Source organism: Roseomonas sp. F4 (genome assembly GCF_053891155.1).
In genome coordinates, this window is the sequence record NZ_JBSSHK010000005.1 from 265,639 (window position 1) to 291,458 (window position 25,820).

Below are 25,820 nucleotides of genomic sequence, written 5' to 3' on the forward strand. Positions count from 1 at the left end.
CCATCCCACGTTCTTCAACCGCCAATGGGCGAAGCCGGAGGCGCCGGTGGTGAAGACTTCCGCCGCATGGATGCTGGCGCTGGCCACGGCAGGATGCGTGCCAAGGGAGACCAGCACGCTGGTCGCCGTCAGCCCATAGGCCATGCCGATGGCGCCATCGATCATCTGGGCGGCGAAGCCGACCACGACGAAAAGCAGGAATTCATCCATGCAGATCCCTTTGGCCCTGCCGTGGACCGGCAGGGCGACGGGCGTCTCCCCCGCGACCCGGCCGTCGCAGCGGCCGGGTATACGATAGCGGAGGTTGGGCTACTTCTGTAGCGCCTGCACGATCTGTTGCGTCACCTTCTTGGCGTCGCCGAACAGCATCATGGTGTTGGGGCGGAAGAACAGCTCGTTCTCCACGCCGGCATAGCCGCTGGCCATGCCGCGCTTGACGAAGAATACCGTCTTGGCGCGTTCCACATCCAGGATCGGCATGCCGTAGATGGCGCTGGACTTGTCTGTCTTCGCCGCCGGGTTGGTCACGTCATTGGCGCCGATCACATAGGCCACGTCGGCATCGGCGAATTCGGCGTTGATCTCCTCCAGCTCATGCACCTCGTCATAGGGCACGTTCGCCTCGGCCAGCAGCACGTTCATATGGCCGGGCATGCGGCCCGCGACGGGGTGGATGGCGTAGGAGATCTCGGCGCCTTCCTTCTTCAGCAGGTCCGCCATTTCGCGCACCACCTGCTGCGCCTGCGCCACCGCCATGCCGTAGCCCGGCACAATGATGATCTTCTGGGCATTCTTCATGATGTAGGCGGCGTCTTCCGGGCTGCCGGCCTTCACCGGGGCGCGGTCCGCGGTGCCCGCACCCGGGCCGGCGGCCGCACCGGAATCACTGCCGAAGCCGCCCAGCAGCACGTTGATGATACTGCGGTTCATGCCCTTGCACATGATGTAGGACAGAATCGCGCCCGAGGCGCCGACCAGCGCGCCGGTGACGATCAGCAGCAGGTTGCCGATGGTGAAGCCGATGCCCGCCGCCGCCCAGCCGGAATAGCTGTTCAGCATGGACACAACGACGGGCATGTCCGCCCCGCCGATCGGAATGATCAGCAGGAAACCCAGCGCGAAGGACAGCAGCGCAATCAGCCAGAACAGGATGGGCGAGCCGGTCGCCACGAAGGCAATCACCAGCACCAGCAGCAGCGCGCCGAGCGCCGCGTTCAGCATGTGCTGGCCCTTGAACAGGATCGGCGCGCCGGACATGCGCCCGTCCAGCTTGGCGAAGGCGATGACGGAGCCGCTGAAGGTGATGGCGCCGATGGCCAGCCCCAGCGACATCTCGACCAGGGACGCGCCCTTGATGTTGCCCGCGGTGCCGATGCCGAAGCTTTCCGGCGAATAGAAGGCCGCCGCCGCCACGAAGACCGCCGCCATGCCGACCAGGCTGTGGAAGGCCGCGACCAGCTGCGGCAGGGAGGTCATCTGGATACGCTGCGCCAGAAGCGTGCCGATGGTGCCGCCGATGGCGAGGCCGGCCAGCACCAGCACGATGCCGCCCGCGCCCATACCCGGCTTCAGCAGGGTCGCGACAATCGCGATCCCCATGCCGATCATGCCGAAGAGATTGCCCTGGCGGCTGGTCTCGGGGTTGGAGAGCCCCCGGAGCGCCATGATGAACAGGACCGACGCGACCAGATAGGCCAGCGTGGAAAGGGTCTGTGCCATGCTCAGCTGCCCTTCTTCTTGAACATCGCGAGCATGCGTCGCGTCACCATGAAGCCGCCAAAAATGTTCACAGAGGCCAGCGTTACGCCGATGAAGCCGAAGGCCTTGGCGGCCCAGCTATCGGCCAGGCCGGTCGCCAGGATGGCGCCCACCACGATGACGGAGGAGATGGCATTGGTGACGCCCATCAGCGGCGAATGCAGCGCCGGGGTCACGTTCCAAACCACATAGTAGCCGACGAAGCAGGCCATCAGGAAGATGGTCAGCAGCAGCAGGAAGGGCTCGGCGGCGGCGGCGACGGGTGCCGCGGTCTCGGCCAACTGGCGCGCATGCTCGGCGAGCAGCGCGGCGCGGTCGGAAATCGAGGCCGCCTCATTGGCGATCTGATGCGGGTTCATGGCGCGATCTCCTCAGGCGGCCGGGAGGGAGGCGTGGACCACGGCACCGCCGCGGGTCAGCTGCACGCCCTTCACGATGTCATCCTCTGCGACCAGCACCGGCTTCTTGGCTTCCTTGTCCCAGAAGGTGGTCAGGAAGGTCAGCAGGTTGCGCGCATAAAGCGCGGAGGAGGCGCCGGAAATGCGCCCCGGCCAGTTGCGGTAGCCCAGGATCTTCACGCCATTGCCCGTGACCGTCATCTCGCCCGGCACGGTCGCGGCGCAATTGCCGCCAGCCTCGGCCGCAAGGTCCACGATGATGCTGCCCGGCTTCATGGAGGCAACCATGGCTTCGTTCACCAGGATCGGCGCCTTGCGGCCCTGCACCAGGGCGGTGCAGACGACGATGTCCTGCTTGGCGATATGGGCGGCCACCACCTCGGCCTGCTTGGCGTAGAATTCGGCGGAGAGCTGCTTGGCATAGCCGCCCGCGGTCTGCGCCGCCTTGCTCTCCTCATCCTCATAGCCGACGAAGGTCGCGCCGAGGGACTTGATCTCCTCCTTCGCCGCCGGCCGCACATCGGTGGCGGAAACCCGCCCGCCGAGGCGACGCGCGGTGGCGATGGCCTGCAACCCGGCGACGCCCGCGCCCATGACGAAGACATTGGCGGCCGGGATGGTGCCGGCGGCGGTCATCAGCATCGGGAAGCCGCGGTCGAAGGCGGTCGCCGCCTCCACCACCGCGCGATAGCCGGCCAGGTTGGCCTGGGAGGAAAGCACGTCCATCGACTGCGCGCGGGTGATGCGCGGCAGCAGTTCCATGGAACAGGCCTCGATGCCGAGCTGGGCGTAGGTGTCCGCCATGGCGCGCGTCGCGCCCAACGTGCCGATCAAGATCGCGCCGCGCGGGATCAAAGCGAGTTCATCGACCTCACCCTCCCCCGTGCCGAGCGGGGCGCGCACCTTCAGCACGAGCCCGGCATTGGCCAGGGCGCTGGCCACATCCGGGGCGATCTCGGCGCCTGCCTCGGCATAGAGACTGTCCGGGAAGCCGGAGGTGAGGCCGGCGCCGGTCTCCACGGCCACCGTACAGCCCAGGGCGATCAGCTTCTTCGCCGTCTCCGGCGTCGCGGCCACCCGAGTCTCCGCCCCACGCCGTTCGCGCAATACCGCAACGCGCATCAAAACGACCCCCCGTTCTGCCCCAACCGATTGCAGCCAAAGACGCCGCCATATGAAGCTGTGTTGCAACTCTTGCAAGGAGGCCATTCCGCGGCGGGGTCGATCGTCCGGCCTTTCGCCCGGCGCGACGGGGCCCCATGTTACGGCCATGCTCCTGCGCGAAATGCCCGACGGCTCCCTCCTGGCGATCAGCCAGCCCATGCATGCCCTGGTTTCCGGCCAGATAGCCCGCGCCTGGGGCGCGCCCGGCTTCGCCGCGCTTGACCCCTTCGAGGATGTGGCCACGGCCTGCGCCCAGCATGATGTGGCCTGGATGGGGTGGGAGGCGGCGCCGACGCTGGACCACGAAACCGGCCTGCCCCACGTCTTCCGTGCCGTCGGCGCCCGCAGCCATGCGCCGATGTGGGCGGAAGGGGTCACCCGGGCTCTCGCAGCCTGGGGCCCCTGGGTGGCCTTGCTGGTCAGCCGCCATGGCAGCCTGATCTATGGCAACTATGCCGACCGCCATCAGCTCGACCAGGCCGATGCCGATGCGGCCGAGACCTATCTGCGCGAACAGGCGGTGGTGCAGCACGACCTCGCGCATCACCTGGGCGCGACAGCGGCCCAGGTGGAGACCGCGGGCGCGCTGGTCGCGGTGACGGATGCGCTGAGCCTCGCGGTCTGCGGCGGGATCGAGACGGTGGGCGGCGTCGGCAGCGCGCCGATGGCCGATGGCAGCCGCGTGCCGCTGACCCTGGCGGAGGAGGCCGGCGTGCTGGCGGTGACGCCCTGGCCCTTCCGGCTTGCTCAGGTGACGCTGGAATGGCGCGCCCGCCGCCTGCCCGCCGGCACCCGCTGGACGGATGAGGCAAAGATGCGCGCCGATCTGGCGGCGGCCCCGGTGCAGCCGGTCTCCGCGCGGCTGGTGCCCGGCTGAGCCTTCAGCTATCCGCTGCCACACACGCCTGCCGCCCCGGCTCGCCCCCCCCCCCGCCCGGGCTATCTGAAGAGGATATGACGGCATGACTCAGCCCCATCTGCCGCGCCGCGCCTTGCTCGCCGGCGCCGCCAGCCTGCCCTTCGCCGCCCCCGCCTTCGCGCAGCAGGACTGGCCACAGCGGCCGGTGCGCATCGTCGTGCCCTTCGCCCCGGGCGGCGCGGTGGACATCACCGCGCGCCTCCTGGCGGAACGGCTCCAGCCGATCCTCGGCCAGCCCGTCACGGTGGACAATCGCGGCGGCGCCGGCGGCAATATCGGTGGCGATGCGGTCGCGAAGGCGCCGAAGGACGGCTACACGATCCTGCTCGGCACGGCGACGATCCTGGCCGCCAATAAGTTCCTGTTCCGCCGTTCCATGCCCTTCGACCCGATCCGGGACCTGACCCCGGTGACGCGCGTGACCACGGGCACGGTGCTGCTGGTGGTGAATGCGCAGCGGCCCTGGCGCAACTTCGCGGATCTGGTGGCGGCGGCGAAGGCGGCACCGGGCCGCATCACCATGGGCTCCTCCGGCACCGGCACGGTCAGCCATCTGACGTTGGCCCGGATCAATGCGGCGGCGGGCATGGAGATCACCCATGTGCCCTATCGCGGCGGCGGCCCCGCCATCGCCGACCTGCTGGCCGGCACGATCGACATGATGTTCGACGTCATCCCGGCGCTGATGCCGCATGTGCGCGAGGGCCGTTTCCGCGCCCTGGCCGTGGGTTCCGCCGATCGGGTGACCTATGTGCCGGAGCTGCGCGAGATCCCTGGCATGAACGAGGTTCTGCCCGGCCAGAACATCGACATGCAGTCCTGGTACGCGGTGAACGCGCCGGCCGGCACGCCGGCGCCGGTGGTGGCGCGGCTGCATCAGGCGCTGGTGCAGATCGCGCAGTCGGATGACTTCAAGGGGCGGATGGAGCCGCTGGGCTTCACCCCGGTCTGGGATGAGACCCCGGCCGCCTACGGCACCTATCTAGAGGCGCAGGAGCGCTTCTGGCAGGGGCTGGTCGAGGCTTCGGGCGCCACGCTGGACTGAAAGGGCAAGGGGGGGACGCCCCCTCGCCCCCTCCTCTCCCCCTCTGGGGGAGAGGATTTCTCAATGCACCAGCATCGGCTCCATGTCGTGCTGACGGATCGCCGCGGCGGCGAGGTCGGCATTGGGCGCGGCGCCGATCGGGGTGCCATCGGCGGCATGGATCGAGAAAGCCAGCGCGCCGTTCATCACGACGGGCCGCAGATAGGCCACCGCATCGGCGCCAAGCCGCGCGAAATCCAGGTTGGACAGGCTGCGCAACGCCATCGGGCTCAACACCACCGGGCCGGCCTCGGCGCCACCATCGAAATCAGACATCGTCTTCTCCTTCCGGCACCGCCTCTTTCAGGCCGGCGCCTTACCTAACGCTTGAATGCCCTCAATCGTCCCGCGGCAGCCGCGCATCGACCGCCTGGCCCACCACGGGGCGCTGCGGGCCGTTGCCGCGGGTGGCGATCTGGATGGTCTTCACCCGGACTTCGGGCAGCGGACGTTGCAGGTCGACATGCAGCAGGCCGTTATCCAGCCAGGCGCCTTCCACCTCGATGCCTTCCGCCAGCACGAAGGCGCGCTGGAACTGCCGCGCGGCGATGCCGCGATGCAGGAAGATCCGGCCCTCGCTGTCGTCGCGCTGACGGCCGCGGATCACCAGCTGATTGTCTTCCTGGGTGATCTGGAGATCGTCCATGGAAAAGCCGGCGACCGCCAGGGTGATGCGCAGCCGCGTCTCGGCGGTCTGCTCGATATTGTAGGGCGGGTAGCCATCGGCGCTTTTCTGAACCCGGTCGAGCATCTGTTCGAGATGGTCGAAGCCGAGGAACAGGGGCGAGCCGAACAGGGATGGTCGTGACATTCTATCGGGTGCCTCCTCGCTCAGGAGCGAAGCCTTGGTTCCGCGGGGCCCAAAGGCACCCCGCCTTCCCAATTTTGGCGCCTCGGGCGGCCGTTGCAAGGGGGGCGGGGCGGGGCTACCTCTGCCGACCCTGCATGCCCCTGACAGCCCGCTCCGCGCGGGCAAGCGATTGAGATGACCTCCGCACCCGAACTTCTGCCCATCCTCTTCGTCCCCGATCCCCGGCTGCGCGCCAAGGCCAAGCCGGTGGCGGTGGGCGATGCGCGCATTCCGGACCTCTCGGCCCGCATGCTGGCCACCATGTACAAGGCCCCCGGCATCGGCCTGGCGGCACCGCAGGTGGGGGAGATGCTGCGCCTGGTCGTGCTCGACCTGCATGAAAACGACGTGCCGGCGCCAATGGTCCTGGTGAACCCCGAGATCGTGGCGGAAAGCCAGGAAACCGCGGTGCGGGAGGAGGGCTGCCTCTCCCTGCCCGGCCAGTATGCCGATGTGACGCGCCCGGCCCGGGTGAAGGTGCGCTACCTGGACCTGACCGGCGCGAAGAAGGAGATCGAGGGCGACGGTCTGCTGGCCGCCTGCCTCCAGCACGAGATCGACCACCTGGATGGCGTTCTGTTCGTCGACCACATCTCCGCGCTGAAGCGCAACATGCTGCTGCGCAAGCTGGCCAAGGAGCTGAAGCTGAAGGCGCAGGACAAGGAGTGAGCAAGAAGCTCCGCCTTGCCTTCATGGGCAGTCCGGACTTTTCCGTCCCGGCCCTGCGGGCGCTGCATGCGGCGGGGCACGAGATCGCCTGCGTCTACAGCCAGCCGCCGAAGCCTGCCGGGCGCGGCCAGCGCGAAACCCCCTGCCCTGTGCATCGCGCGGCGCTGGAGCTTGGGCTACCGGTTCGCACGCCGGCGCGGGTGAAGCGCGATGCGGCGGAACATGCGGCCTTCGCCGCGCTCGACCTCGATGTGGCGGTGGTCGCGGCCTATGGGCTGATCCTGCCGCCGGCGATGCTGGCGGCGCCAAGGCGCGGCTGCCTGAACATCCACGCCTCCCTGCTGCCGCGCTGGCGCGGGGCGGGGCCGATCCAGGCCGCGATCCTGGCGGGCGACACGGAATCCGGCGTCACCATCATGCAGATGGAGGAAGGGCTGGACACCGGCCCGATGCTGCTGGCCGAGGCCACACCGATCGGCCCCCACACCACCACGCCCGAATTGCATGACGCGCTCTCCGCCATCGGCGCCCGGCTGATCCTGCGGGCGCTGGACGAAAACCCGCCTGCCACGCCGCAGCCGGAAGACGGCGTGACCTATGCGCCAAAACTGTCCAAGGCCGATGGGCGGCTGGACTGGACCCAGCCCGCCGAGGCGCTGGACCGCCGCATTCGCGCCCTGACCCCCTGGCCGGGCTGCTTCTTCCAGGCGGGCGATGAGGTATTGCGGGTGCATGCGGCGGAGCCGGTGGCCGGCGAAGGCCCCCCCGGCGCATTGCTGGCGCCGGATGTCGTGGCCTGCGGTGAAGGCGCCCTGCGCCTGCTGCGCCTGCAACGCCCCGGCCGCGCGGCGATGCCGGCCGAGGCGATGCTGCGCGGCTACAGCCTGCCCGCCCAACTCGCATAACGATGCCGCGCTACGCGCTGCTGCTGGAATATGACGGCAGCAATTTCTGCGGCTGGCAGCGCCAGAACGACCTGCCCAGCGTCCAGAAACTGCTGGAGGAAGCCGCCGCGCCGCTGAACCATGGCGTGCTGCCCACCGCCACCGCCTCCGGCCGCACCGATGCCGGGGTGCATGCGGAAGGCGCGGTCGCCGATATCGAACTGGCGCTGGACCTGCCGCCGGAACGGGTGCGGGACGCGATCAACTTCCGGACCCAGCCGCATCCCGTGGTGGTGCTCGCCGCCGCCCGCGTGGCGCCGGACTGGTCCGCGCGCTTCGACTGTCTGGGTCGCGGCTACCGCTACCGCATCCTCAACCGCCCAGCCAGGCCGGCGATGGAGGCGGCGAAGCTCTGGCATGTGAAGCGCAAGCTGGACGCGGCGGCGATGCATGAGGCGGCGCAGATGCTGCTCGGCCGGCACGATTTCTCCGCCTATCGCGCCGCCGCCTGCCAGGCGAAGTCGCCGATCCGCACGCTGGACCGGCTGGATGTGTCCCGCTTCGGCGAGGAGGTGCATGTGATCGCGGAGGCCCGCAGCTTCCTGCACCATCAGGTCCGCAACCTGGTCGGCACGCTGTATGAGGTCGGCCAGGGCCGCCGCCCCGTCACTTGGCCGCGCCAGGTGCTGGAAGGGCTGGACCGCGCCAAGGCCGGGCAGACGGCGCCGCCCGACGGGCTGGTGTTCCGCTTCGCGCGATATGAGCCGGCGCCGGACTGGGTTTAGCAGGCGGCCAGCGCCGGCCGCCGCGCCCGCTGCCGCCGCAGCACCAGCAGCATGGCCAGCCCCGCCGCCGCCATCATGGCGCCCGCCAGGGACACGGCCGGGTAACCCAGCCCGGCATCGATCACCAAGCCACCCACCGCCGCGCCGATCGCATTGCCAAGGTTGAAGGCGCCGATGTTCATGGCCGATGCCAGGTTCGGCGCGCCCTTCGCCTCCGCCATCACCCGCATCTGCAAGGGCGGCACCAGGGCGAAGCTGGCAATGCCCCAGAGGAAGATCAGCGGCACGGCCGCCACCTCCCACCGCATGCCCAGCGAAAACAGCACCAGCAGGACCACCAACGCCACCAGCGACCCGATCAGCGTGCCATCGGGCGAGCGGTCGGCCAGCCGGCCGCCCAGCCAATTGCCGATCGCCAGGCCCAGCCCGTAGATCACCAGCATCGCCGTGATGAAGCCGGACCCCGCCTGCGTCTCGCTTTGCAGGATCGGCGCGATATAGGTGAAGACGGTGAACATCGCGCTGGCGCCCACCACCGTCAGCAGCAGGGCGGCCAGCACCGGGCCGCGCCGCAACACCCGCAATTCCGCGCGCATGTCGGACCCGGCCGCCACCGCCATCGGCGGCAGCGAGACCCGCAGCGCCAGCATGGCGAAGGCACCGATCGCCGCCATCCCCCAGAAGGCCACGCGCCAGCCCACAGCCTCGCCAATCCAGGCCGCCAGCGGCACGCCGCCGATCGTGGCCAGCGTCAGGCCGGAGAACATGGCCGCCACCGCCGCGGCCCGCCGGTCCGGCGCCACCACGCTGGCCGCGACCACCGCGCCCACGCCGAAGAAGGCGCCATGGTTGAAGGAGGTGACGATGCGCGCCGCGAGCAGCATGCCGTAGCCATCCGCCAGGGCCGACAGGATATTGCCGATGGTGAAGATGCCCATCAGCAGGATCAGCAGGCGCCGCCGCGGCATGCGCGCGAAGCCGAGCGTCATCAGCGGCGCGCCCGCCAGCACGCCGAAGGCATAGGCGCTGACCAGCAGCCCCGCCGCCGGGATGGACACGCCGAGATCGGCCGCGATCACCGGCAGCATGCCCATCGGCGCGAATTCAGTGACCCCAATGCCAAAGGCGCCGATGGCGAGCGCCAACAGGGGAGGATTGATCTTCATGACCAGGGAAAACCCGCACTTGTTCGCTAAGGGACTTGGTGCATTGCAGCAATCTTGGGTAGGAGCGCGTTCGGACCAAGATCTGTGCGTCGGAGGCACAAATGCAGCGCGATGACCGGGCCGGAGAGATGTCCACCTTCCTCACCGTGGCGCGTGAGGGCAGCCTTTCCGGCGCCGCCCGGCTGCTCGGCCTGACCCCTTCCGCCGTCAGCCGGATCGTGGCGCGCATCGAAGCGCGCCTAGGCGTCCGCCTGCTGCTGCGCACCACCCGCAGCCTGCGCCTGACAGCGGAGGGCGATGCCTATGCGCGGGGCGCGCGGCGCATCCTGGCCGATCTGGAGGAAACCGAGGCGGCGATCGCCGACCAGGCTTCGCCGCGCGGCCGGGTGCGGGTCAGCGCCTCCCTGGCACATGGCCGGCGTGTCATCGTGCCGCTGCTCGGCGAATTCGTCGCCCGCCATCCCGATATCACGGTGGAGATCGACCTCAGCGACCAGCTCGCGGATGTGCTGGGCGGGCGCAGCGATGTCGCAATCCGCTTCGGGCCGCTGGCCGACAGCCCGCTCACCGCCCGGCGCCTGGGGGAGACAGGGCGCAGCGTGGTCGCCTCGCCCGCCTACCTCGCCCGCGCGGGAACACCGCGCGTTCCGGCGGATCTGGCGCGGCACAACTGCCTCGATTTCAATTTCCGGCGCATCGAGCCGGGCTGGCCATTCCGGCAGGACGGCCGCGACGAGGTCCTGGCGATCCAGGGCAACATGGCCGCGAACAACGGCGAGACCCTGGTGCAGCTGGCCTTGCAGGGCGTGGGCATCACCCGGGTCGGCAATTTCCATGTCGAGGAGGATATCGCCGCGGACCGGCTGGTGCGGCTGCTCCAGGACTACAACCCACAGGACCGCGAGAGCATCCACGCGGTCTTCGTCGGCGGCGCCACCATGCCCGCGCGGCTGCGTGTGCTGGTGGACTTCCTGGTCGATCAGCTACGGCCGGCAAGCGCGCCGTGAGTCACCCGATCCGGGCGGCGGCCTCGACCTCGAAGCGCGTCGCGAGCGCGGCGATCGCGCTGGCCACCGCCGGATGCAGCGCCACGCCTTCCGCCATCGCGCGCGCCTTGCGCGCCATGGCACGCTCGCCCGGCAGGCGCGGCGCCTCGCCGCCCGGCTTCGGCGGGTTGGCATGCACCGCCTGCGCCATCCAGCCGGTCTCCCGCAGGAAGGCCTGGGTGCCGCCGAAGCGGGCCGGGTCGATCACCATCACCAGCAGGGAAGCGCCCCAGCCGGTCGGCTTGTCGGCACGGCCATGGCCGGCCAGCGCGCTGGTCAGCACCTCGATCAGCAGGCCAAGCGCGAAGCCCTTGTGCCCGGCCTCGACACCGCCCAGCGGCATCAGCGTGCCATCGGCCCAGAAGGCGTTGGGGTCGCGCGTCGGCGTCCCCGCCGCATCCAGCAGCACCTCATGGTCGAACAGCGTGCCTTCGGCCCGCTTGCGGCCGGTCATGCCATTGGTGGTGACGGACATGGAAACGTCGATCAGCACCGGCCCTTCCGGCGTCGGCCAGGCGGCGGCGAGCGGGTTCGGCGTGTAGATCCGCCGCGTGCCGCCCCAGGGGGCGACCGATCCGGTGGCGGGGTCCGAACAGGTTAGCAGCAGCATGCGCCCGGCGGCGGCCACCGGTGGGCCATAGGCGGCGAGGCAGCCGATATGGTGGCAGCGGCCGATGCTGACCACGCCGATGCCCTGTTCCACCGCCGCCGCTTCCGCCTTGCCGATGGCGCGGCGCACCAGCCAGGGGCCGGGCAGCTTGCGACCGTCCCAGGTCTCCGCGACCATGGTGGCGGAGACCACCTCCGGCTCACCGCTTGCCCGCATGTCGCCGGAGAGCAGCGCGTCCAGATAGGGTGTCAGCAGCGCCAGGCCGTGGGTGTCGTGGCCCATCAGGTCGCCCTCGACCAGCACCTCCGCCACCGCGCGGGCCTTTTCCGGGTCGAGCCCCGCCGCGGCACAGCAGGCCGTCGCGAAGCGCAGCAGTTCCGCCACCTTGTAGCGCGTCCCCATCACCCCCTCCCCTTTTCTTTTTTATCAGCCAGTGGACATCCGCAGCACGAATCCGGCGATGAACATCCCGAGCGCCAGGTCCATCACCACCAGCCCCACCGCGCGCCCACCCGAAATGCCCAGCGCGGCGCGCGCCATGAACCATTCCAGCCAGAGCGAGTAGCCGACCACCGCCAGGGTCAGCCCCTGCCCGATCACCGGGGGCAGGCCGAGCGTCAGCAACAGCGCCAGCGCCACCTGCGCCAGATACTGCACCACGCTGATCCAGTTCCACGCCACCACGAAGCGGGGCCAGAGCGCGGCGCGGCCCCAGCCGGCGATCACCGGCAGGCTGACCAGCACGAACAGCACCCAGCCGTAGACGTAGCCGATCAGCTCCGCCGCCAACGGGCGGGCCAGCGGCATCGGCTCCGCCATGCTGCCCCAGGCGAAGGCCCGCATCGCGAGGAAGGCGGGCAGGCAGATCAGCGCCGCGGCGAAGGAGCGTCGCGCGCCGGCCGGCGTGATCTCCATCAAGGCGAGCCCGGCCGCCTGTCCGCGCGCCAGCAGCAGGGCGCCGACCAGCCCGGCGGTGATCGCCAGGCGCATCGGCGGCTCTGGCGGCGGGGTCGGGGTCCCGCTCAGCCGACGATCTCCGTGATCACCCGTGCATAGAGGCGCGCCAAAGCGCGCAGCTCCTCCACCGGCGTCGATTCATCGGCCTGGTGCATGGTGGCCCCCACCGCGCCGAGTTCCGCCACCGGGCAATGGCGCGCGATGAAGCGGGCGTCGGAGGTGCCGCCGCCGGTATCCAACTTCGGCGACTGCCCCGTCTCCGCCAGCACCGCGCGTTGCAGCGCCGCGACGAAGGGGCCGGGCTGGGTCAGGAAGGATTCGCCCGAGCAGGAGATCTCCAGCGCATGGCGCGGCGCATCGCGGTCCAGCGCGGCGCGCAGATGCGCGGTCAGGCTGGCCTCGGTATGCAGGTCGTTGAAGCGGATGTTCAGCCGCGCCACCGCCGTCGCCGGGATGACATTGGTGGCGGGGTTGCCGACATCGAAGCTGGTGACCTGCAGCGTCGTCGGCTCGAAGAATTCGCTGCCCTGATCCAACGGTTCAGCCGTCAGCGCCGCCAGCACGAGGACCAGGCGGTGCACCGGGTTGTCGGCGCGCTGCGGATAGGCGCTGTGGCCCTGGGTGCCATGGACGGTCAGCGTCGCATTCAGGCTGCCGCGCCGGCCGACCTTGATGGTGTCGCCCAGCACCACCTTGCTGGTCGGCTCCCCCACCACGCAGCAATCCGGTATTTTTGACCGTCCGGCCAGCCAGTCCAGCACCTTCACAGTGCCGTCGATGGCCGGGCCTTCCTCGTCGCCGGTGATGAGGAGCGACAGGGTGCCGGGCAGGTCAGGCCGCCGCGCCAGCACATCGGTCACCGCCGTGATCCAGGCGGCGACACCGCCCTTCATGTCCGTGGCGCCGCGGCCATACAGCAGCCCGTCCCGCACCTCCCCGCCAAAGGGGTCGGCGGTCCAGGCCGCCTGGCCGGGCGGCACCACATCGGTGTGCCCGGCGAACATCAGATGCGGGCCACCCTGCCCGCGAACGGCAAAAAGATTCTCGACATCACCGAAGCGCAGCCGGTGGCAGGCGAAGCCCAGCGGCGCCAGCGCCGCCTCCAGCACCGCCATCGCCCCGTCATCGGTGGGGGTGACGCTGCGGCAGCGGATCAGCGCCTGGGCGAGCGGAACCGGGTCCGGCGTGTCGTTCCTCACCCGGCGATCAATCCCGCAGCAATTCGTTGATCGAGGTCTTGGAGCGCGTCTGCGCATCCACCCGCTTCACGATCACGGCGCAGTACAGGCTCGGCCCCGGCGTGCCATCCGGCAGCGGCTTGCCCGGCAGGCTGCCCGGCACCACCACGGAATAGGCCGGCACGCGGCCGACAAAGACCTCGCCCGTCGCGCGGTCGATGATCTTGGTGGAGGCGCCAAGGAAGACGCCCATGGACAGCACGCTGCCGGTCTCCACGATCACGCCTTCCGCCACTTCGGACCGGGCGCCGACGAAGCAGTCATCCTCGATCACCACCGGATTGGCCTGCAGCGGCTCCAGCACCCCGCCGATGCCGGCGCCGCCGGAGATATGGCAGTTCTTGCCGATCTGCGCGCAGGACCCGATCGTCGCCCAGGTGTCCACCATGGTGTTCGAATCGACATAGGCGCCGAGGTTCACGAAGGAGGGCATCAGCACCACGCCCGGCGCGATATAGGCCGAACGACGAACGACCGCCCCCGGCACGGCCCGAAAACCGGCTTCCTTGAATCGGTTGGCGCCCCAATCGGCGAATTTCAGCGGCACCTTGTCATAGGCGCCGAGGCCCACATCCATTGGCGCGCTGTCGCTCAGGCGGAAGGAGAGCAGCACCGCCTGCTTCAGCCACTGGTTCACCTGCCAGCCGCCGGCGGTCTTTTCCGCGACGCGGGCCTTGCCCGAATCCAGCAACTCGAGCGCGGTTTCCACCGCCACGCGGTCCTCGCCCTGGGTCTGCGCAGTCAGCGTATCCCGGCGGGCCCAGAGTGCCTCGATCTGGGCCTGAAGGGGCGTCGTCATGTGCATTTGTCCCGGCTGTTCCGACCATGCGGCGGCGATGTCGCGGCGCGCGCGGGACCATGCCTACAGCAAGATTGGGCGCGATGAAATCACCCGGCCCGACGGCTTTCCACCATCCCCGGCGCCGACACATGAACCGGCGCTAACCGCGCCTTCACCGGCCTCTGCCTACCCTGCGCCGCATGGATGGATTGCCCCGTGCCGCCCCCGAACAACCGTCCCTGTCCGCCGCGCTGATCGACAGCCGGGCGCGCTGGCGGGACTTCGCGCTGCTCGCCGCCGACATGCTGTTCGAAACGGATGCGGAGGGGCGGCTGACCTTCCTCGCGCCCGACCGGGTTCTTGGCCATGACGCGCCGGCGCTGCTTGGCACGCCGGCCGCCGCACTGCTGGCCGTGCCCAACCCGGACCCCTTCGCGAGCATCGCGGGCCGGCCGCGCCAGGCCAAGGCCTGGCTGCGCTGCGCCGATGGCGGCCAGGCCTGCCTCGATTTCACCCTGATGCCGCTGGCCGGTGGACTCCGCGGGGTGGGCCGGGACATCACCGCGATGGAACGACGCAGCGACGTCGCGGCCCGCGCCCTGCGCCGGTCCAATGCGCTGGGCCAGCTGCTGCGGCTTGGCCAGCGCCAGGGCAGCGCGGAAGCGGCGCTGGAGGCGATGCTGGGCGCCCTGCCCGCCGCGCTGGCCTGTGACGGCGCCGCGCTGCTGGAGCCGGAGGGGGATGTCTGGCGCGCGGTGCATATCGCCCGCGACCATCCCCCCCTGCACCGCCTGCCCGCCCCCGGCACCACCGCGCCGGCGGACCATCACGCTTTGGCCTCGACCGAGGCCGGACCCAGCCTGCTGGTCTGGCGCCGGCCGGACCAGCCACCGCTGGAGGCCGATGACCGCGAGTTGCTCGCCGCCATGGCCCTGCCCCTGGCGGCGCTGCGCGGGGAGTTGCTCCGCCAGCGGGCACTGGCCGATGCGGCGCATGGCGATGGGCTGACCGGCCTGCTGAACCGGCGCGGCTTCACCCATGCGCTGACCCGGCATGTAGGGGATGGCGGGGCGCTGGTCTTCATCGACCTCGACGGGCTGAAGCCGCTGAATGACAGGCTTGGCCATGCGGCCGGCGATGCCGCCCTGCGGGGCATGGCCGCGCGGCTGCGCGAGGCCGCCGCCGAACGGGACCTGGCGGCGCGGCTGGGCGGGGACGAATTCTGCCTCTGGCTGCATGGCATCGGCGAAGCGGAGGCCGCCTGCCGCACGGCGCGGCTCGGCGCGGCCGGCCCGCTGCCCGACTGGCCCGAGGCGGGGCCGGAGGCCCTGCGCGCCAGCCTCGGCATCGCCATCGCCGAGGCCGGGGAGACGGTGGCCGACCTGATCGCCCGCGCCGATGCCGCCATGTACGCCGTGAAGCGCGCCCGGGGAGATCGCCGGCGATGAGCGACAGTCCGACCGCGATCCACGACGCCCGCCACGGCGATGCCGAGGCCCGCGCCGCCGTGGCGCGGCTGCCCGGCACCTCGCCCGAATTGCTGACCTATCTGGCGGCGGACCGGGAGGCCTCGGTGCGCCAGGCCGTGGCCGCCCATGCCAGGACGCCGCCCGCCGTGGCGCGGCTGCTGGCGGAGGATGCGGATGCGGAGGTGCGGCGCGAGCTGGCCGGGCGCATCGCCACCCTGGCGCCGAAACTGGACGCCCAGGCCGGCAGCCGGATGACGCGGCTGGCCGCCGGCACGCTCGCCTTGCTGGTGCGGGATGCGGCGGTGGAGGTGCGAGCCGCCATCGCCGCCGTGCTGCGCGACATGCCGGATGCGCCACGCGACCTGATCCTGCAGCTGGCCCGCGACACCGCCATGCTGGTGGCGGAGCCGGTGATCCGCCTGTCGCCGCTGCTGACCGAGGCGGATCTTCTGGCGCTGATCGCCGACCCGCCTGCACCCGCCACGCGCCGCGCCGTGGCGCGCCGGCCGGCGCTGAGCGAGACCATCTCCGACGCCATCGCCGAGACCACCGACGCCGCCGCCGTCACCGCCCTGCTGGCCAACCCTTCCGCCGCGATCCGGGAGGCGACCCTGGACCGTCTGGTGGCCGGTGCCGGGGAGCGGCCGAGCTGGCAGGCCGCCCTGGTGCGCCGCGCCCAACTGCCCAGCGGCGCGGCCCGCGCGCTGGGGGAGATCGTGACCGACCATCTGCTGGGCGTGCTGGCCGCGCGCCCCGACCTGCCCGAGGGGCTCGCCGCCAGCCTGCGCAGCCGCGTCACCGCGCGCCTGGCGGGCGGGACGGCCGGCGACGATGGTGAGGGCGCGCTGTTCCTCGCCGCGGAGACCGGCGACCGCGACCTTCTGTTGCAGCGCCTGGCGGAGGGCGCCGGGGTGAGCGAGGCGCGGGTGGAGGCGGCGCTGGCGCTGCGCAGCGCCCGTGCCATCGCCGGGCTGTGCCACAGCGCGGGCTGGTCAGCCCGGCTGGCGGCGGAGGTTCAGGTGGTGCTGGGCGGGATCAGCGCGACCGAGGTCGTGCATCCCACCGCCGAGGGCGGCTGGGCGCTCGGCGAGGCGGAACTGCAATGGCAGGCGGAGCTGCTGGAGGGCCTGCCGGGCTAGTGACCCCCCGGCGGCCTCAGGGTCGGATCAGCGTGCCCGCGCCGGTGCCGGTGAACAGTTCCAGCAGCACCGCGTGCGGCACCCGGCCATCGACGATGACCGCCCCCTTCACGCCGCGCTCCACGGCATAGATGCAGGTCTCGACCTTCGGGATCATGCCACCGGAGATCCAGCCGGCCTCGATGCCGGCCTTGACCTCCGCCACCGTCATCTCCGGGATCAACTGACCATCCGGGCCGAGCACGCCGCGCACATCGGTCAGCATCAGCAGCCGCTCGGCGCCCAGCGCGCCGGCAATGGCGCCGGCCACGGTATCGGCGTTGATGTTGTAGGTCTGGCCATTGGCATCGACGCCGACCGGCGCCACCACCGGCACGATATCCGCGCCGATCAGCAGCTTCAGCACGCGGGGGTCCACATGCTCCGGCTCCCCCACGAAGCCGAGGTCCAGCACCTTCTCGATATGGCTGTCGGGGTCGCGATAGGTGCGGGTCAGCTTGCGGGCCTGGATCAGCCCGCCATCCTTGCCGGAGATGCCGACCGCGATGGCGCCGGCCCGGGTGATGGAGGAGGCGACCTGCTTGTTCACGGGGCCGGCTAGGACCATCTCGACGACGTCGAGCATTTCCTCATCCGTCACGCGCAGCCCCTGGACGAAGGTGGACTTCACGTTCAGGCGCTTCAGCATGGCGTTGATCTGCGGCCCGCCGCCATGGACCACCACGGGGTTGACGCCCACCTGCTCCAGCAGCGCGATGTCGCGGCCGAAGCGCAGCGCCGTCTCCTCCTCCCCCATCGCGTGGCCGCCGTACTTCACCACCACGATCTGGTCGTCGTAGCGCTTTAGGAAGGGCAGCGCGCCGGCGAGGATCGCCATCTGGTCGAGCGCGTCGTCGGTCATGGTCAGGCGTCCCCGGTCGGCTCCGGGCCATGTCGCCTCGGGCGGCGCGGTTTGCGGCCTTCCGCCCGCAGGGTCAAGCCCGCCGGCGGCGTGATGCCCCCGGCGGACCGACTGTCCTCAGCGCGCGACAATACCGCGCGGGGTGGCGACGACTTCGGAGATCTCGCAGATGTTCACCCGCATCACCTCGGCCGTCTCGCCATTGGCCCAGACCACCTTGAAGTCATAGGCGCCGCCCCGGCCACCGGGGGTGAAGGCCACGGAACGGCCATTCGCCAGCACATTCTCGCCCAGGCGGTCGCGGCCCCAATTGGAGTTGCTGGAGGGGCCGAAATAGAACTCGTTCACCTGGGCGCCGGAGTTGTTCATCAGGGTGAAGCGCGTATCGCATTGCGCGAAGGCGGGCGCGGCGGCTGCCGCCATCAGGGCGGTGGCGAGGAGCAGGCGTCGAAGCATGGAGGGTGTATCCTTGGGCGACAGGGCCAGCGTCCCGGGAATCGGGAACGCGCCGCCAAGACCCTGCACCCGGCCCTGTTAAAGGCTGCTGAAAGCCCTGTACAGATATTCAACCCAGACGCGCAACCGCCGCCAACTCCGCGCGCAGTTCCGGAATGCCCTGGCCGGTCTCGCTGCTGGTCACCAGCATCAGCGGATGGGCGGCGGTGCGCTTCTTCACCAGCGCCTCCAGCTCCCGGATCCGCTTCTCCAACTGGGCCTTCTTCACGTCATCCACCTTGGTGATGCAGATCTGGAAGGCGACGGCCGCATCCGACAGCAGCTCGATGGCGGCGCGGTCGGCGGGCTTGATCTCGACGCGGGCATCCATCAGCAGCAGCACCCGGCGCAGGGTCGGGCGGCCGCGCAGGAAGTCGAACATCAGCCCTTGCCAGTCCTCCTTCAGCGTCTTGGAGGCCTTGGCGTAGCCATAGCCGGGCATGTCCACGAGGGTCAGCTGGCCCTCGTCGCAGCGGAAGAAGTTGAGCTGCCGCGTGCGCCCCGGGGTCACGGAAACCCGCGCCAGCGCCTTCTGGCCGGTCAGGGCATTCAGCAGCGAGGATTTGCCGACATTCGACCGGCCGCAGAAGGCCACTTCCGGCCCCGCCATCGGCGGCAGCTGGTTGATGGCCTGGGAGGCGTAGAAGAAGGTGCAGGGCCGCGCGAAGAGCAGGCGCCCGGCCTCGATCAGCCCGGCGCGCTGCTCGTCATCCACCGCCTCCGCCAGCCCGCCCGGCGGCAGCGTCACCGGAGTGCCGGAGGGGGTGGTGATGGTCACTTCTTGCCCTTCGGTGCCGGCTTGGCGATGGCCGCCACCGGCTTCGCCGGGCTCGACACGGCCGGGCCGCGCGCCTGGCGCTTCTTGTCCATCTTCATGATCCAGTACTGCTGGGCGATGGAAAGCAGGTTGTTCCAGGTCCAGTAGATCACCAGGCCGGCCGGGAAGCTGGCCAGCATGAAGGTGAAGATCAGCGGCATCCAGGCGAAGATCTTGGCCTGGATCGGGTCCGGCGGCGTCGGGTTCAGCTTGAACTGCAGGAACATCGTGATGCCCATCGCGATGGCCCAGGCCGGCATGTGCAGGAAGTGGGACAACTGCATCGGGTCGAAGGGCAGGATCCCGAACAGGTTGAACAGGTTGGTCGGGTCCGGCGCCGACAGGTCACGGATCCAGCCGAAGAAGGGCGCGTGCCGCATCTCGATGGTGACGAACAGCACCTTGTACAGCGCGAAGAAGACCGGGATCTGCAGCAGGATGGGCAGGCAGCCGGAGGCGGGGTTCACCTTCTCCGACCGGTAGAGCGCCATCATCTCTGCCTGGGCCTTGGCCGGGTCGTCCTTGTAGCGCTCCCGCACCTCCGTCATCTTCGGCGCCAGCACCTTCATGCGGGCCATGGAGGTGTAGGCCTTGCTGGCCAGCGGGAAGAAGGCGGCCTTCAGCGCCAGGGTGAAGATCAGGATCGCCACGCCGAAATTGCCGAAGATCCCGAACAGCCAGTCGATCGCATAGAAGAACGGCTTGGTGATCCAGTAGAACCAGCCGAAGTCGATCGCCTTGTCGAAACCCTCGATGTTCAGACGGTCGGCATAGCCATCCAGCAGGCGCACTTCCTTGGCGCCGGCGAAGAGACGGGTGGCGAGGCCGGCCTCGGCGCCGTTGGCGACGCTCTGCGGCGCCGGCGGGGCCATGTCGACCTGCCAGCGGTCCTGGCCACCCTCCGCCGAATGGCGATAGGCGGCGCGGATCGGGGTCGCCTGGCTCATCGGCGTCAGCGCGGTCAGCCAATACTTGTCGGTGAAGCCGATCCAGCCGCCGGTGCTTTCCTGCTCCATGGCCGGGCCGCGGCGGCGTTCCGCCTCGGTCTTGGCGTCGCTGTACTTCCACTCGATCAGACGTTCACCGAGCACGCCGGTGAAGCCTTCATGAAGAATGAAGAATCCGGCGGTCTGGGGCGTGCGCTCGCGCCGCACCCGCGCCCAGGGCAGCACCTGCACCGGCTCGGCCGCGCTGTTGCGCAGGCTCTGCTCGGCGGTGAGCATGAAATCCTCGTCGATGCCGAGGCGGATGCTGAACTCCTGCCCCTGGCCATTGTCCCAGCGCAGGGTGACGGGGGTGGCGGGCGTCAGGCTGGTGCCGTCGGCGGTCCAGTCGGTGTCCGGGCCGGGAACGGCGGTGCGGCCATCGGCGGCGGTCCAGCCCCACTGGGCGAAATAGGGATTGGCATCGCTGCGCGGGGCCAGCAGGCGCACCAGGGCACTGCCGGGCGCCACCGTCTCGCGGTAGCCGCGCAGCACGGCGTCATCCAGCCGCGCGCCGCGCAGGCTGATGCTGCCCTGAAGCCGCGGATTCTCGATGCGGAGGCGCTGTTCGGCCGGAAGGCCGGGCGTCGCCGCCGCCTCGGTCGCACCCGGCATGACGGGCTGGGCCAGCGGCGCGCCACCGGCCGGCAACGGCAGCGGCACGGCCGCATTGGGCGTGGCCGGCACGGCGGTGGAGGGGGCAGCCGGGGCCTGGGCGGCGATCTCAGCCTGGCGGCGCTGCTCGGCCTCGCGCGCCGGGCGGTTCCACAGATCGAACAACAGCAGGATGCCGACCGACAAGGCGATGGCGGCGAGGAGACGCTTCTGATCCATGACGGCCTGATTCAGCCTTTCGTCGGGTCCGGGACGGCGTGCGACGCCTCGGTGCCCTTCGGAGTTGGGGGCGGGACCGGGTCGTAGCCACCCGGATGCCAGGGGTTGCAGCGCAGAATGCGGCGGGCGGTCAACCAGCTACCGCGCATCGCGCCGTGCTCGGCCACCGCTTCCAGCCCGTATTCGCTGCAATGCGGGTAGAATCGGCAATTGCAGCCGATGAACGGCCGTAGGGTCAGCTGGTAGGTGCGGATGGCGCCGCGCAACAGATGCTGCTGCGGGGTCATGCCGGCGTGACGATGCCAGGCGGCTTCGCGGTCTCGGCCGGGGCCGTGCCATCGGTCACGCCGCCCTGGCGCAGGGCGCCGCGCAGGTCGCCTACAAGCTGGGCGAAGTTCCGCTCCGCCGTCGCTTCCCGCCCGATCAGCACCAGGTCAAAACCGGGCGGCGCGTCCTGGCCCAACAGCAGCCGCGCCGCTTCCCGCAGCCGCCTTTTGGTGCGGTTGCGGATCACGGCGTTGCCGATCTTCTTGGTCGCGGTGTAGCCGACGCGCAGCGGACCCTCGGTCCCCTTCAGCACCTGCAACACCAGCCCAGGCCTGGCCGCGCGCTGTCCGCGCGAGGCCACCAGCTTGAACTCGCGGCGGATCTTCAGACGTGGCGGGCGCGCCGGCATGGCACAGATCGGGCCCGCCCGGCGCTCAGGCCGAGAGCTTCTTGCGGCCCTTGGACCGGCGGTTCGCCAGCACATTGCGCCCGCCGACCGTCGCCGTGCGGGCGCGGAAACCATGACGGCGCTTCCGGACGAGCTTCGAGGGCTGATAAGTACGCTTCACGACACACTCCCGCGGGCTCCGGCCCAGTCGACCAGGGACGTCCCTGGCCCGGCTGCACCGGCTGATCTCAAAAAAACGAATGGCCGGCGGCGGCTCGAGGATTCTGGAGGAACCTCGGAAGCTGCCCCGGCGAAGGCCCGGACGTATAGGGAAGCGCCACCCCTGCCGTCAACCGCGCGGATCGGGCACAAGGCGCCACCCGACCGTCACGCGCGTTCATCCTACCGCATAAGGAGGCCTTCGCTCATGCCCGATTTCGACCTGGTGGTGATCGGCGCCGGTGCCGCCGGCCTGTCCGTGGCGGCGATCGGCGCCGGGCTGGGGCTGAAGGTGGCGCTGATCGAGCGCGGCCAGATGGGCGGCGACTGCCTGAATTACGGCTGCGTCCCCTCCAAGGCCCTGCTCGCCGCCGCCCATGCCGCGGCCAGCGCCCGGCGTGCCGGCCGATTCGGCATCCGCCTGCCGGAGCCGGAAATCGACTGGAAGGCGATCCGCGCCCATGTGCGGGGCGCCATCGACCACATCGCCCCCATCGACTCGGAGGCCCGCTTCCGCGGCATGGGGGTGGAGGTGATTCGCGCCTCGGCCCATTTCGTCGCCCCCGACACCATCGAGGCGGCCGGCCGCCGCCTGACCTTCCGCCGCGCCGTCATCGCCGCCGGCAGCCAGGCGATCGTCCCCGACATCCCCGGCCTCGGGCCGGTGCCCTGGCTGACCAATGAGACGATCTTCGATCTGGAGGAGCCACCGGGCCACCTGATCATCCTCGGCGGCGGCCCGATCGGTCTGGAAATGGCCCAGGCCCATGCCAGGCTCGGCTGCCTGGTGACGGTGATCGAGGCCGGGCGGATCGCCGGGCGGGACGATGCGGAGTTGGCCGATGGCTTGCGCCGGTCGCTGACCGCCGATGGGGTGACCCTGCTGGAAGGCCGCAAGCTAGCGCGCGTCGCCGTCGACCGCGCGGCCGATGGCGGTCCCGGCCTGATTGCGGTGCTGGAGGATGGGCAGGAAATCGGCGGCACCCATCTGCTGCTGGCGGTGGGCCGGGCGCCGCGGCTGGCCGGGCTGGACCTCGCCGCCGGGCAGGTGGCCTCGACGAAGCTCGGCATCACCACCGATGCCGGGCTGCGCTCCACCACCAACCGCCGGGTTTTCGCGGTCGGGGACATCGCCGACCCGCAGGGCATCGGCCCGCGCGCCTTCACGCATGTCGCCTCCCAGCATGCCGGCATCCTGGCGCGGCGGATGATTTTCCGGCTGCCGGCCAAGGTGGATTACGCCGCCCTGCCCCGCGTCACCTACACCGATCCGGAGCTGGCCCAGGTGGGCATGACGGAGGAAGAAGCCCGCGCCGCCGGCCACGACATCCGCATCCTACGCTTCCCCGTGGCCGAGACGGACCGCGCGGTGGCGGAAGGGATCGAGGCGGGGCTCGCCAAGCTGGTGGTGACGCCCAAGGGCCGGCTGCTCGGCGCCGGCATCCTGGCGCCCCATGCCGGGGAGATGGCCGGGACCTTCGGCCTGATGATCGGCCGCAAGCTGCCGCTTTCCGCTCTGGCCGGGCTGGTGCTGCCCTATCCGACCCTGGCGGAGGCGGCAAAACGTGCTGCCAGCGATTTCTATACGCCGAAACTGCTCTCTCCCCTGGTGAAACGCGTTGTCGGCTTGCTCCGGCGCCTGCCGTGAGCGAGGCTCAGGGCAAGATGCTGCAATGCGGGAAGACGCCATGATGACTATGACACGGAAGCTGGAGGGCCGGGCGGCCCTGGTGACGGGCTCGACCTCCGGCATCGGGCTGGCGATCGCCCTGGGTTTCGCCGAATCCGGCGCAAAGGTGATGCTGAACGGCTTCGGCAAGCCCGAGGAAATCGCCGCCGCCCGGGCCAAGGTCGGCGCGGCGATGGGCGTGGCGGAAGCGCCCTACTCCCCCGCCGACATGTCGAAGCCGGAGGACATCCGCGCCATGGTCGCCGCCTGCGAGGCCGAGCTCGGCGCCTGCGACATCCTGGTGAACAATGCCGGCATCCAGTTCGTCTCCCCGGTGGAGGAGTTCCCGGACGACAAGTTCGACCGGATCATCGCCATCAACTTCGTCTCCAACTTCCACGCCATCAAGGCGGCGCTGCCGGGGATGAAGGCGCGGGGCTTTGGGCGCATCGTCAATGTCGCCTCCGCCCACGGGCTGGTCGCGAGCCCCTTCAAGACCGCCTATGTCGCCGCCAAGCATGCCGTGGTCGGGCTGACCAAGTCCGTGGCGCTGGAAATCGCGCGCAGCCCGGTCACCTGCAACGCCATCTGCCCCGGCTTCGTCCGCACCCCGCTGGCCGAGGCGCAGGTGAAGCCGCTGGCCGAGAAGCATGGCGTCTCGGAAGACAAGGCCCTGACCGACTACCTGCTCGACCGCCAGCCGACCAAGCGCTGGGTGGAGGTGGAGGAAGTGGCGGAGATGGCGCTTTACCTCTGTGGCCCGAACAGCGGCAGCGTGAACGGCGCGGCGCTCAGCATCGATGGCGGCTGGACAGCGCAGTGATTGTTAAGGGGGCCGCGGCACAATGCGGTGATGGACGGTTCCAGCGCCACCTCCCCGCTGCACGACACCGCCACCCTCACCCGACCCTCTCTCCCCGGCGGGGGGATAGGGCTTTCGCCCAAGGTGCGAACAGCAACCCATGATCGAACACGAATTCCGGGCCGAGGCAGCCGATACGCTGAGTGCCGCCGGCGCCACCCCCGCGCCGACGCCCCGCCCCGCCCGCCCCGCCCCCACCACACGCCGCATCAACCTCGCCTTGCAGGGCGGCGGCACCCATGGCGCCTTCACCTGGGGGGTGCTGGAGCGGCTGCTGGAGGATGAGCGGCTGGAATTCGAGGCGGTCTCCGGCACCTCCGCCGGCGCCATGAACGCCGCGATCTTCGTCCAGGGCCTGTGTGAGGGCGGGCGGGATGGCGCGCGGGCGGCGCTCGACCGTTTCTGGCGCAACGCCGCCGGGCGCATGGCCAACAGCCCCTTGCAGAACACGCCGCTGGAAAAGGCGATCTGGGGCCATGACCTGACCTGGTCCTTCGCCTACCAGGCCTTCGAGACGCTGACCCGCGTCATGTCCCCCTACCAGCTCAACCCGACGCCCTATGAGTTCAACCCGCTGCGCCAGGTGCTGGAGGAGGAGATCAAGCCGGACATCCTCCGCCACGGCAAAGGCCCGAAGCTGTTCATCTCCGCGACCTCGGTCCGCACCGGCAAACCCCGGGTTTTCGCGCGGGAGGAAGTCACGGTCGATACGCTGCTCGCCTCTGCCTGCCTGCCGCAATTCTTCAAGGCGGTGGAGATCGATGGCGAGCCCTTCTGGGATGGCGGCTATCTCGGCAACCCCGCGCTCTGGCCGCTGTATGAACAGGGTGGGCCGCCGGATATCGTGCTGGTGCAGCTCAACCCCATCGTGCGCGACGAACTGCCGACGCGGCCGACCGAGATCGTCAACCGGCTGAACGAGATCAGCTTCAATGCCTCCCTGATGGCGGAAATGCGCGCCATCGACTTCGTGCAGCGGCTGCTGGAGGCCGGGCGGCTGGAACAGCCGCGCTATCGCAAGCTGTTCGTCCATTGCATCGAGGACGAGGCGCGGATGCGCGACTTCAAGCTCAGCACCAAGCTGAACGGCGACTGGGACTTCCTGACCACGCTGAAGCGCTATGGCCGTGAAGCCGCCGATGGCTGGCTGCGGGAGCACTTCGACAAGCTGGGCAAGGAAAGCAGCGTCGATATCCGGGACCGCTTTCTGTAGCGGCTCCCGGCTCAGCCCTGGGTCAGAACAAAGTATACTTTCCTCACTTGTCGTGCGGCGCAGGCCTCGGGCATGCTGGGTCCGCTTGACCCGCTGAACCGGCCCATGATGACGCCCATGGCTCCAGATCTCCGCAGCCTGTCATGATCCGCCTCTGGCGCGGGCGTTCGTCACGCGCGGACGCATCGGCTGCGCCTATGGGCCCGAGAGGGTCTTCGGATTGGAGACCTGGCGCCCGGAAGAGCTTGATCCACC

General features: G+C 70.2%; 28 protein-coding genes and 1 pseudogene. 11 read left to right on the forward strand and 18 right to left on the reverse strand.

Features of this window, described 5'->3' with window-relative positions; genetic code table 11:
• Positions 1–39: 39 nt before the first annotated feature.
• The 4 genes and pseudogenes from ACVFYP_RS21040 to ACVFYP_RS21055 form a co-directional block, all read right to left on the reverse strand.
• A pseudogene (locus ACVFYP_RS21040) lies at positions 40–210 on the reverse strand (hypothetical protein); the annotation flags it as partial.
• 99 nt (positions 211–309) lie between these two features.
• Positions 310–1,719 carry an NAD(P)(+) transhydrogenase (Re/Si-specific) subunit beta gene (locus ACVFYP_RS21045; RefSeq protein ID WP_499202175.1) on the reverse strand — a complete coding sequence of 470 codons (1,410 nt, stop codon included), beginning with the start codon at positions 1,717–1,719 and terminating at the stop codon, positions 310–312.
• Positions 1,720–1,721: 2 nt separating this feature from the next.
• Positions 1,722–2,117 (reverse strand): NAD(P) transhydrogenase subunit alpha part 2, encoded by a 396-nt coding sequence (locus ACVFYP_RS21050; RefSeq protein ID WP_499202176.1) that lies wholly within the window; start codon positions 2,115–2,117, stop codon positions 1,722–1,724.
• A gap of 12 nt (positions 2,118–2,129) precedes the next feature.
• On the reverse strand, positions 2,130–3,278 hold the full coding sequence (locus tag ACVFYP_RS21055; RefSeq protein WP_499202177.1) for a Re/Si-specific NAD(P)(+) transhydrogenase subunit alpha: 1,149 nt from the start codon (positions 3,276–3,278) through the stop codon (positions 2,130–2,132).
• Positions 3,279–3,426: 148 nt separating this feature from the next.
• On the opposite strand from ACVFYP_RS21055, the gene ACVFYP_RS21060 reads away from it, so the two are divergent.
• Positions 3,427–4,197, forward strand: coding sequence for a DUF3891 family protein (locus tag ACVFYP_RS21060; protein WP_499202178.1), 771 nt, complete (start codon positions 3,427–3,429; stop codon positions 4,195–4,197).
• 85 nt (positions 4,198–4,282) lie between these two features.
• Positions 4,283–5,284, forward strand: a complete 1,002-nt coding sequence (locus ACVFYP_RS21065) for a Bug family tripartite tricarboxylate transporter substrate binding protein (RefSeq protein ID WP_499202179.1) — start codon at positions 4,283–4,285, stop codon at positions 5,282–5,284.
• Positions 5,285–5,344: 60 nt separating this feature from the next.
• Here the strand turns inward: ACVFYP_RS21065 and ACVFYP_RS21070 are convergent, their stop codons facing one another.
• Both ACVFYP_RS21070 and ACVFYP_RS21075 read right to left on the reverse strand, forming a co-directional pair.
• Positions 5,345–5,599: a DUF1150 family protein gene (locus ACVFYP_RS21070; protein ID WP_499202180.1), complete on the reverse strand. Its 255-nt coding sequence runs from the start codon at positions 5,597–5,599 to the stop codon at positions 5,345–5,347.
• A 61-nt stretch (positions 5,600–5,660) separates the two neighbouring features.
• Positions 5,661–6,134: an Hsp20 family protein gene (locus tag ACVFYP_RS21075; RefSeq protein WP_499202181.1), complete on the reverse strand. Its 474-nt coding sequence runs from the start codon at positions 6,132–6,134 to the stop codon at positions 5,661–5,663.
• Between the two features lie 174 nt (positions 6,135–6,308).
• Between ACVFYP_RS21075 and def the strand changes: the two genes are divergently transcribed.
• From def to truA, 3 genes are read left to right on the forward strand one after another with little or no spacing between them, the layout of a single operon-like run.
• Positions 6,309–6,842, forward strand: coding sequence for a peptide deformylase (gene def / locus ACVFYP_RS21080; RefSeq protein ID WP_499202182.1), 534 nt, complete (start codon positions 6,309–6,311; stop codon positions 6,840–6,842).
• Between the two features lie 23 nt (positions 6,843–6,865).
• On the forward strand, positions 6,866–7,747 hold the full coding sequence (gene fmt / locus ACVFYP_RS21085) for a methionyl-tRNA formyltransferase (protein ID WP_499202548.1): 882 nt from the start codon (positions 6,866–6,868) through the stop codon (positions 7,745–7,747).
• A 2-nt stretch (positions 7,748–7,749) separates the two neighbouring features.
• Complete coding sequence (gene truA / locus ACVFYP_RS21090; RefSeq protein WP_499202183.1) at positions 7,750–8,511, forward strand: tRNA pseudouridine(38-40) synthase TruA; 762 nt, start codon at positions 7,750–7,752, stop codon at positions 8,509–8,511.
• Here the strand turns inward: truA and ACVFYP_RS21095 are convergent.
• The gene (locus tag ACVFYP_RS21095; protein ID WP_499202184.1) at positions 8,508–9,677 is read right to left on the reverse strand and encodes an MFS transporter; all 1,170 of its coding nucleotides are present in this window, start codon (positions 9,675–9,677) and stop codon (positions 8,508–8,510) included. The two genes, truA and ACVFYP_RS21095, sit on opposite strands and share 4 nt — an antisense overlap.
• A gap of 101 nt (positions 9,678–9,778) precedes the next feature.
• Between ACVFYP_RS21095 and ACVFYP_RS21100 the strand changes: the two genes are divergently transcribed.
• On the forward strand, positions 9,779–10,684 hold the full coding sequence (locus tag ACVFYP_RS21100; protein WP_499202185.1) for a LysR family transcriptional regulator: 906 nt from the start codon (positions 9,779–9,781) through the stop codon (positions 10,682–10,684).
• 1 nt (position 10,685) lies between these two features.
• Here the strand turns inward: ACVFYP_RS21100 and ACVFYP_RS21105 are convergent, their stop codons facing one another.
• The 4 genes from ACVFYP_RS21105 to dapD are packed head-to-tail and all read right to left on the reverse strand — an operon-like array spanning position 10,686 to position 14,327.
• A complete protein-coding gene (locus tag ACVFYP_RS21105; RefSeq protein ID WP_499202186.1) occupies positions 10,686–11,735 on the reverse strand; it encodes an Ldh family oxidoreductase in 1,050 nt (349 codons plus the stop codon).
• A 24-nt stretch (positions 11,736–11,759) separates the two neighbouring features.
• Positions 11,760–12,323: a hypothetical protein gene (locus ACVFYP_RS21110; RefSeq protein ID WP_499202187.1), complete on the reverse strand. Its 564-nt coding sequence runs from the start codon at positions 12,321–12,323 to the stop codon at positions 11,760–11,762.
• Between the two features lie 32 nt (positions 12,324–12,355).
• The gene (dapE, locus tag ACVFYP_RS21115; RefSeq protein ID WP_499202188.1) at positions 12,356–13,489 is read right to left on the reverse strand and encodes a succinyl-diaminopimelate desuccinylase; all 1,134 of its coding nucleotides are present in this window, start codon (positions 13,487–13,489) and stop codon (positions 12,356–12,358) included.
• Positions 13,490–13,496: 7 nt separating this feature from the next.
• The gene (gene dapD, locus ACVFYP_RS21120) at positions 13,497–14,327 is read right to left on the reverse strand and encodes a 2,3,4,5-tetrahydropyridine-2,6-dicarboxylate N-succinyltransferase (RefSeq protein ID WP_499202189.1); all 831 of its coding nucleotides are present in this window, start codon (positions 14,325–14,327) and stop codon (positions 13,497–13,499) included.
• Between the two features lie 182 nt (positions 14,328–14,509).
• Between dapD and ACVFYP_RS21125 the strand changes: the two genes are divergently transcribed.
• Together ACVFYP_RS21125 and ACVFYP_RS21130 are read left to right on the forward strand one after the other, a co-directional pair.
• Positions 14,510–15,757: a GGDEF domain-containing protein gene (locus ACVFYP_RS21125; RefSeq protein WP_499202190.1), complete on the forward strand. Its 1,248-nt coding sequence runs from the start codon at positions 14,510–14,512 to the stop codon at positions 15,755–15,757.
• Positions 15,754–16,917 (forward strand): DUF2336 domain-containing protein, encoded by a 1,164-nt coding sequence (locus ACVFYP_RS21130; protein WP_499202191.1) that lies wholly within the window; start codon positions 15,754–15,756, stop codon positions 16,915–16,917. Before ACVFYP_RS21125 ends, ACVFYP_RS21130 begins: the two co-directional genes overlap by 4 nt.
• A 16-nt stretch (positions 16,918–16,933) precedes the next feature.
• Here ACVFYP_RS21130 and argB read toward each other — a convergent pair whose 3' ends face one another.
• The 7 genes from argB to rpmH form a co-directional block, all read right to left on the reverse strand.
• Positions 16,934–17,818 (reverse strand): acetylglutamate kinase, encoded by an 885-nt coding sequence (gene argB / locus ACVFYP_RS21135; protein WP_499202192.1) that lies wholly within the window; start codon positions 17,816–17,818, stop codon positions 16,934–16,936.
• A 117-nt stretch (positions 17,819–17,935) separates the two neighbouring features.
• The gene (locus tag ACVFYP_RS21140; RefSeq protein ID WP_499202193.1) at positions 17,936–18,274 is read right to left on the reverse strand and encodes a hypothetical protein; all 339 of its coding nucleotides are present in this window, start codon (positions 18,272–18,274) and stop codon (positions 17,936–17,938) included.
• Between the two features lie 109 nt (positions 18,275–18,383).
• The gene (gene yihA / locus ACVFYP_RS21145) at positions 18,384–19,055 is read right to left on the reverse strand and encodes a ribosome biogenesis GTP-binding protein YihA/YsxC (RefSeq protein WP_499202549.1); all 672 of its coding nucleotides are present in this window, start codon (positions 19,053–19,055) and stop codon (positions 18,384–18,386) included.
• Between the two features lie 32 nt (positions 19,056–19,087).
• Positions 19,088–20,947: a membrane protein insertase YidC gene (gene yidC, locus ACVFYP_RS21150; protein ID WP_499202194.1), complete on the reverse strand. Its 1,860-nt coding sequence runs from the start codon at positions 20,945–20,947 to the stop codon at positions 19,088–19,090.
• Positions 20,948–20,958: 11 nt separating this feature from the next.
• Positions 20,959–21,234 (reverse strand): membrane protein insertion efficiency factor YidD, encoded by a 276-nt coding sequence (yidD, locus tag ACVFYP_RS21155; protein ID WP_499202195.1) that lies wholly within the window; start codon positions 21,232–21,234, stop codon positions 20,959–20,961.
• Positions 21,231–21,623: a ribonuclease P protein component gene (gene rnpA / locus ACVFYP_RS21160; protein ID WP_499202196.1), complete on the reverse strand. Its 393-nt coding sequence runs from the start codon at positions 21,621–21,623 to the stop codon at positions 21,231–21,233. The genes yidD and rnpA overlap by 4 nt, the downstream gene beginning before the upstream one ends.
• Before the next feature lie 25 nt (positions 21,624–21,648).
• The gene (gene rpmH / locus ACVFYP_RS21165; protein ID WP_168054392.1) at positions 21,649–21,783 is read right to left on the reverse strand and encodes a 50S ribosomal protein L34; all 135 of its coding nucleotides are present in this window, start codon (positions 21,781–21,783) and stop codon (positions 21,649–21,651) included.
• Positions 21,784–22,029: 246 nt separating this feature from the next.
• Between rpmH and ACVFYP_RS21170 the strand changes: the two genes are divergently transcribed.
• The 3 genes from ACVFYP_RS21170 (at position 22,030) to ACVFYP_RS21180 (ending at position 25,565) form a co-directional block, all read left to right on the forward strand.
• Positions 22,030–23,469, forward strand: coding sequence for a dihydrolipoyl dehydrogenase family protein (locus tag ACVFYP_RS21170; protein WP_499202197.1), 1,440 nt, complete (start codon positions 22,030–22,032; stop codon positions 23,467–23,469).
• 40 nt (positions 23,470–23,509) lie between these two features.
• Positions 23,510–24,313 (forward strand): 3-hydroxybutyrate dehydrogenase, encoded by an 804-nt coding sequence (locus ACVFYP_RS21175; protein ID WP_499202198.1) that lies wholly within the window; start codon positions 23,510–23,512, stop codon positions 24,311–24,313.
• 139 nt (positions 24,314–24,452) lie between these two features.
• Entirely contained in the window at positions 24,453–25,565 is a 1,113-nt protein-coding gene (locus ACVFYP_RS21180) for a patatin-like phospholipase family protein (protein ID WP_499202199.1), read from the forward strand.
• The last annotated feature ends 255 nt before the right edge of the window (positions 25,566–25,820 follow it).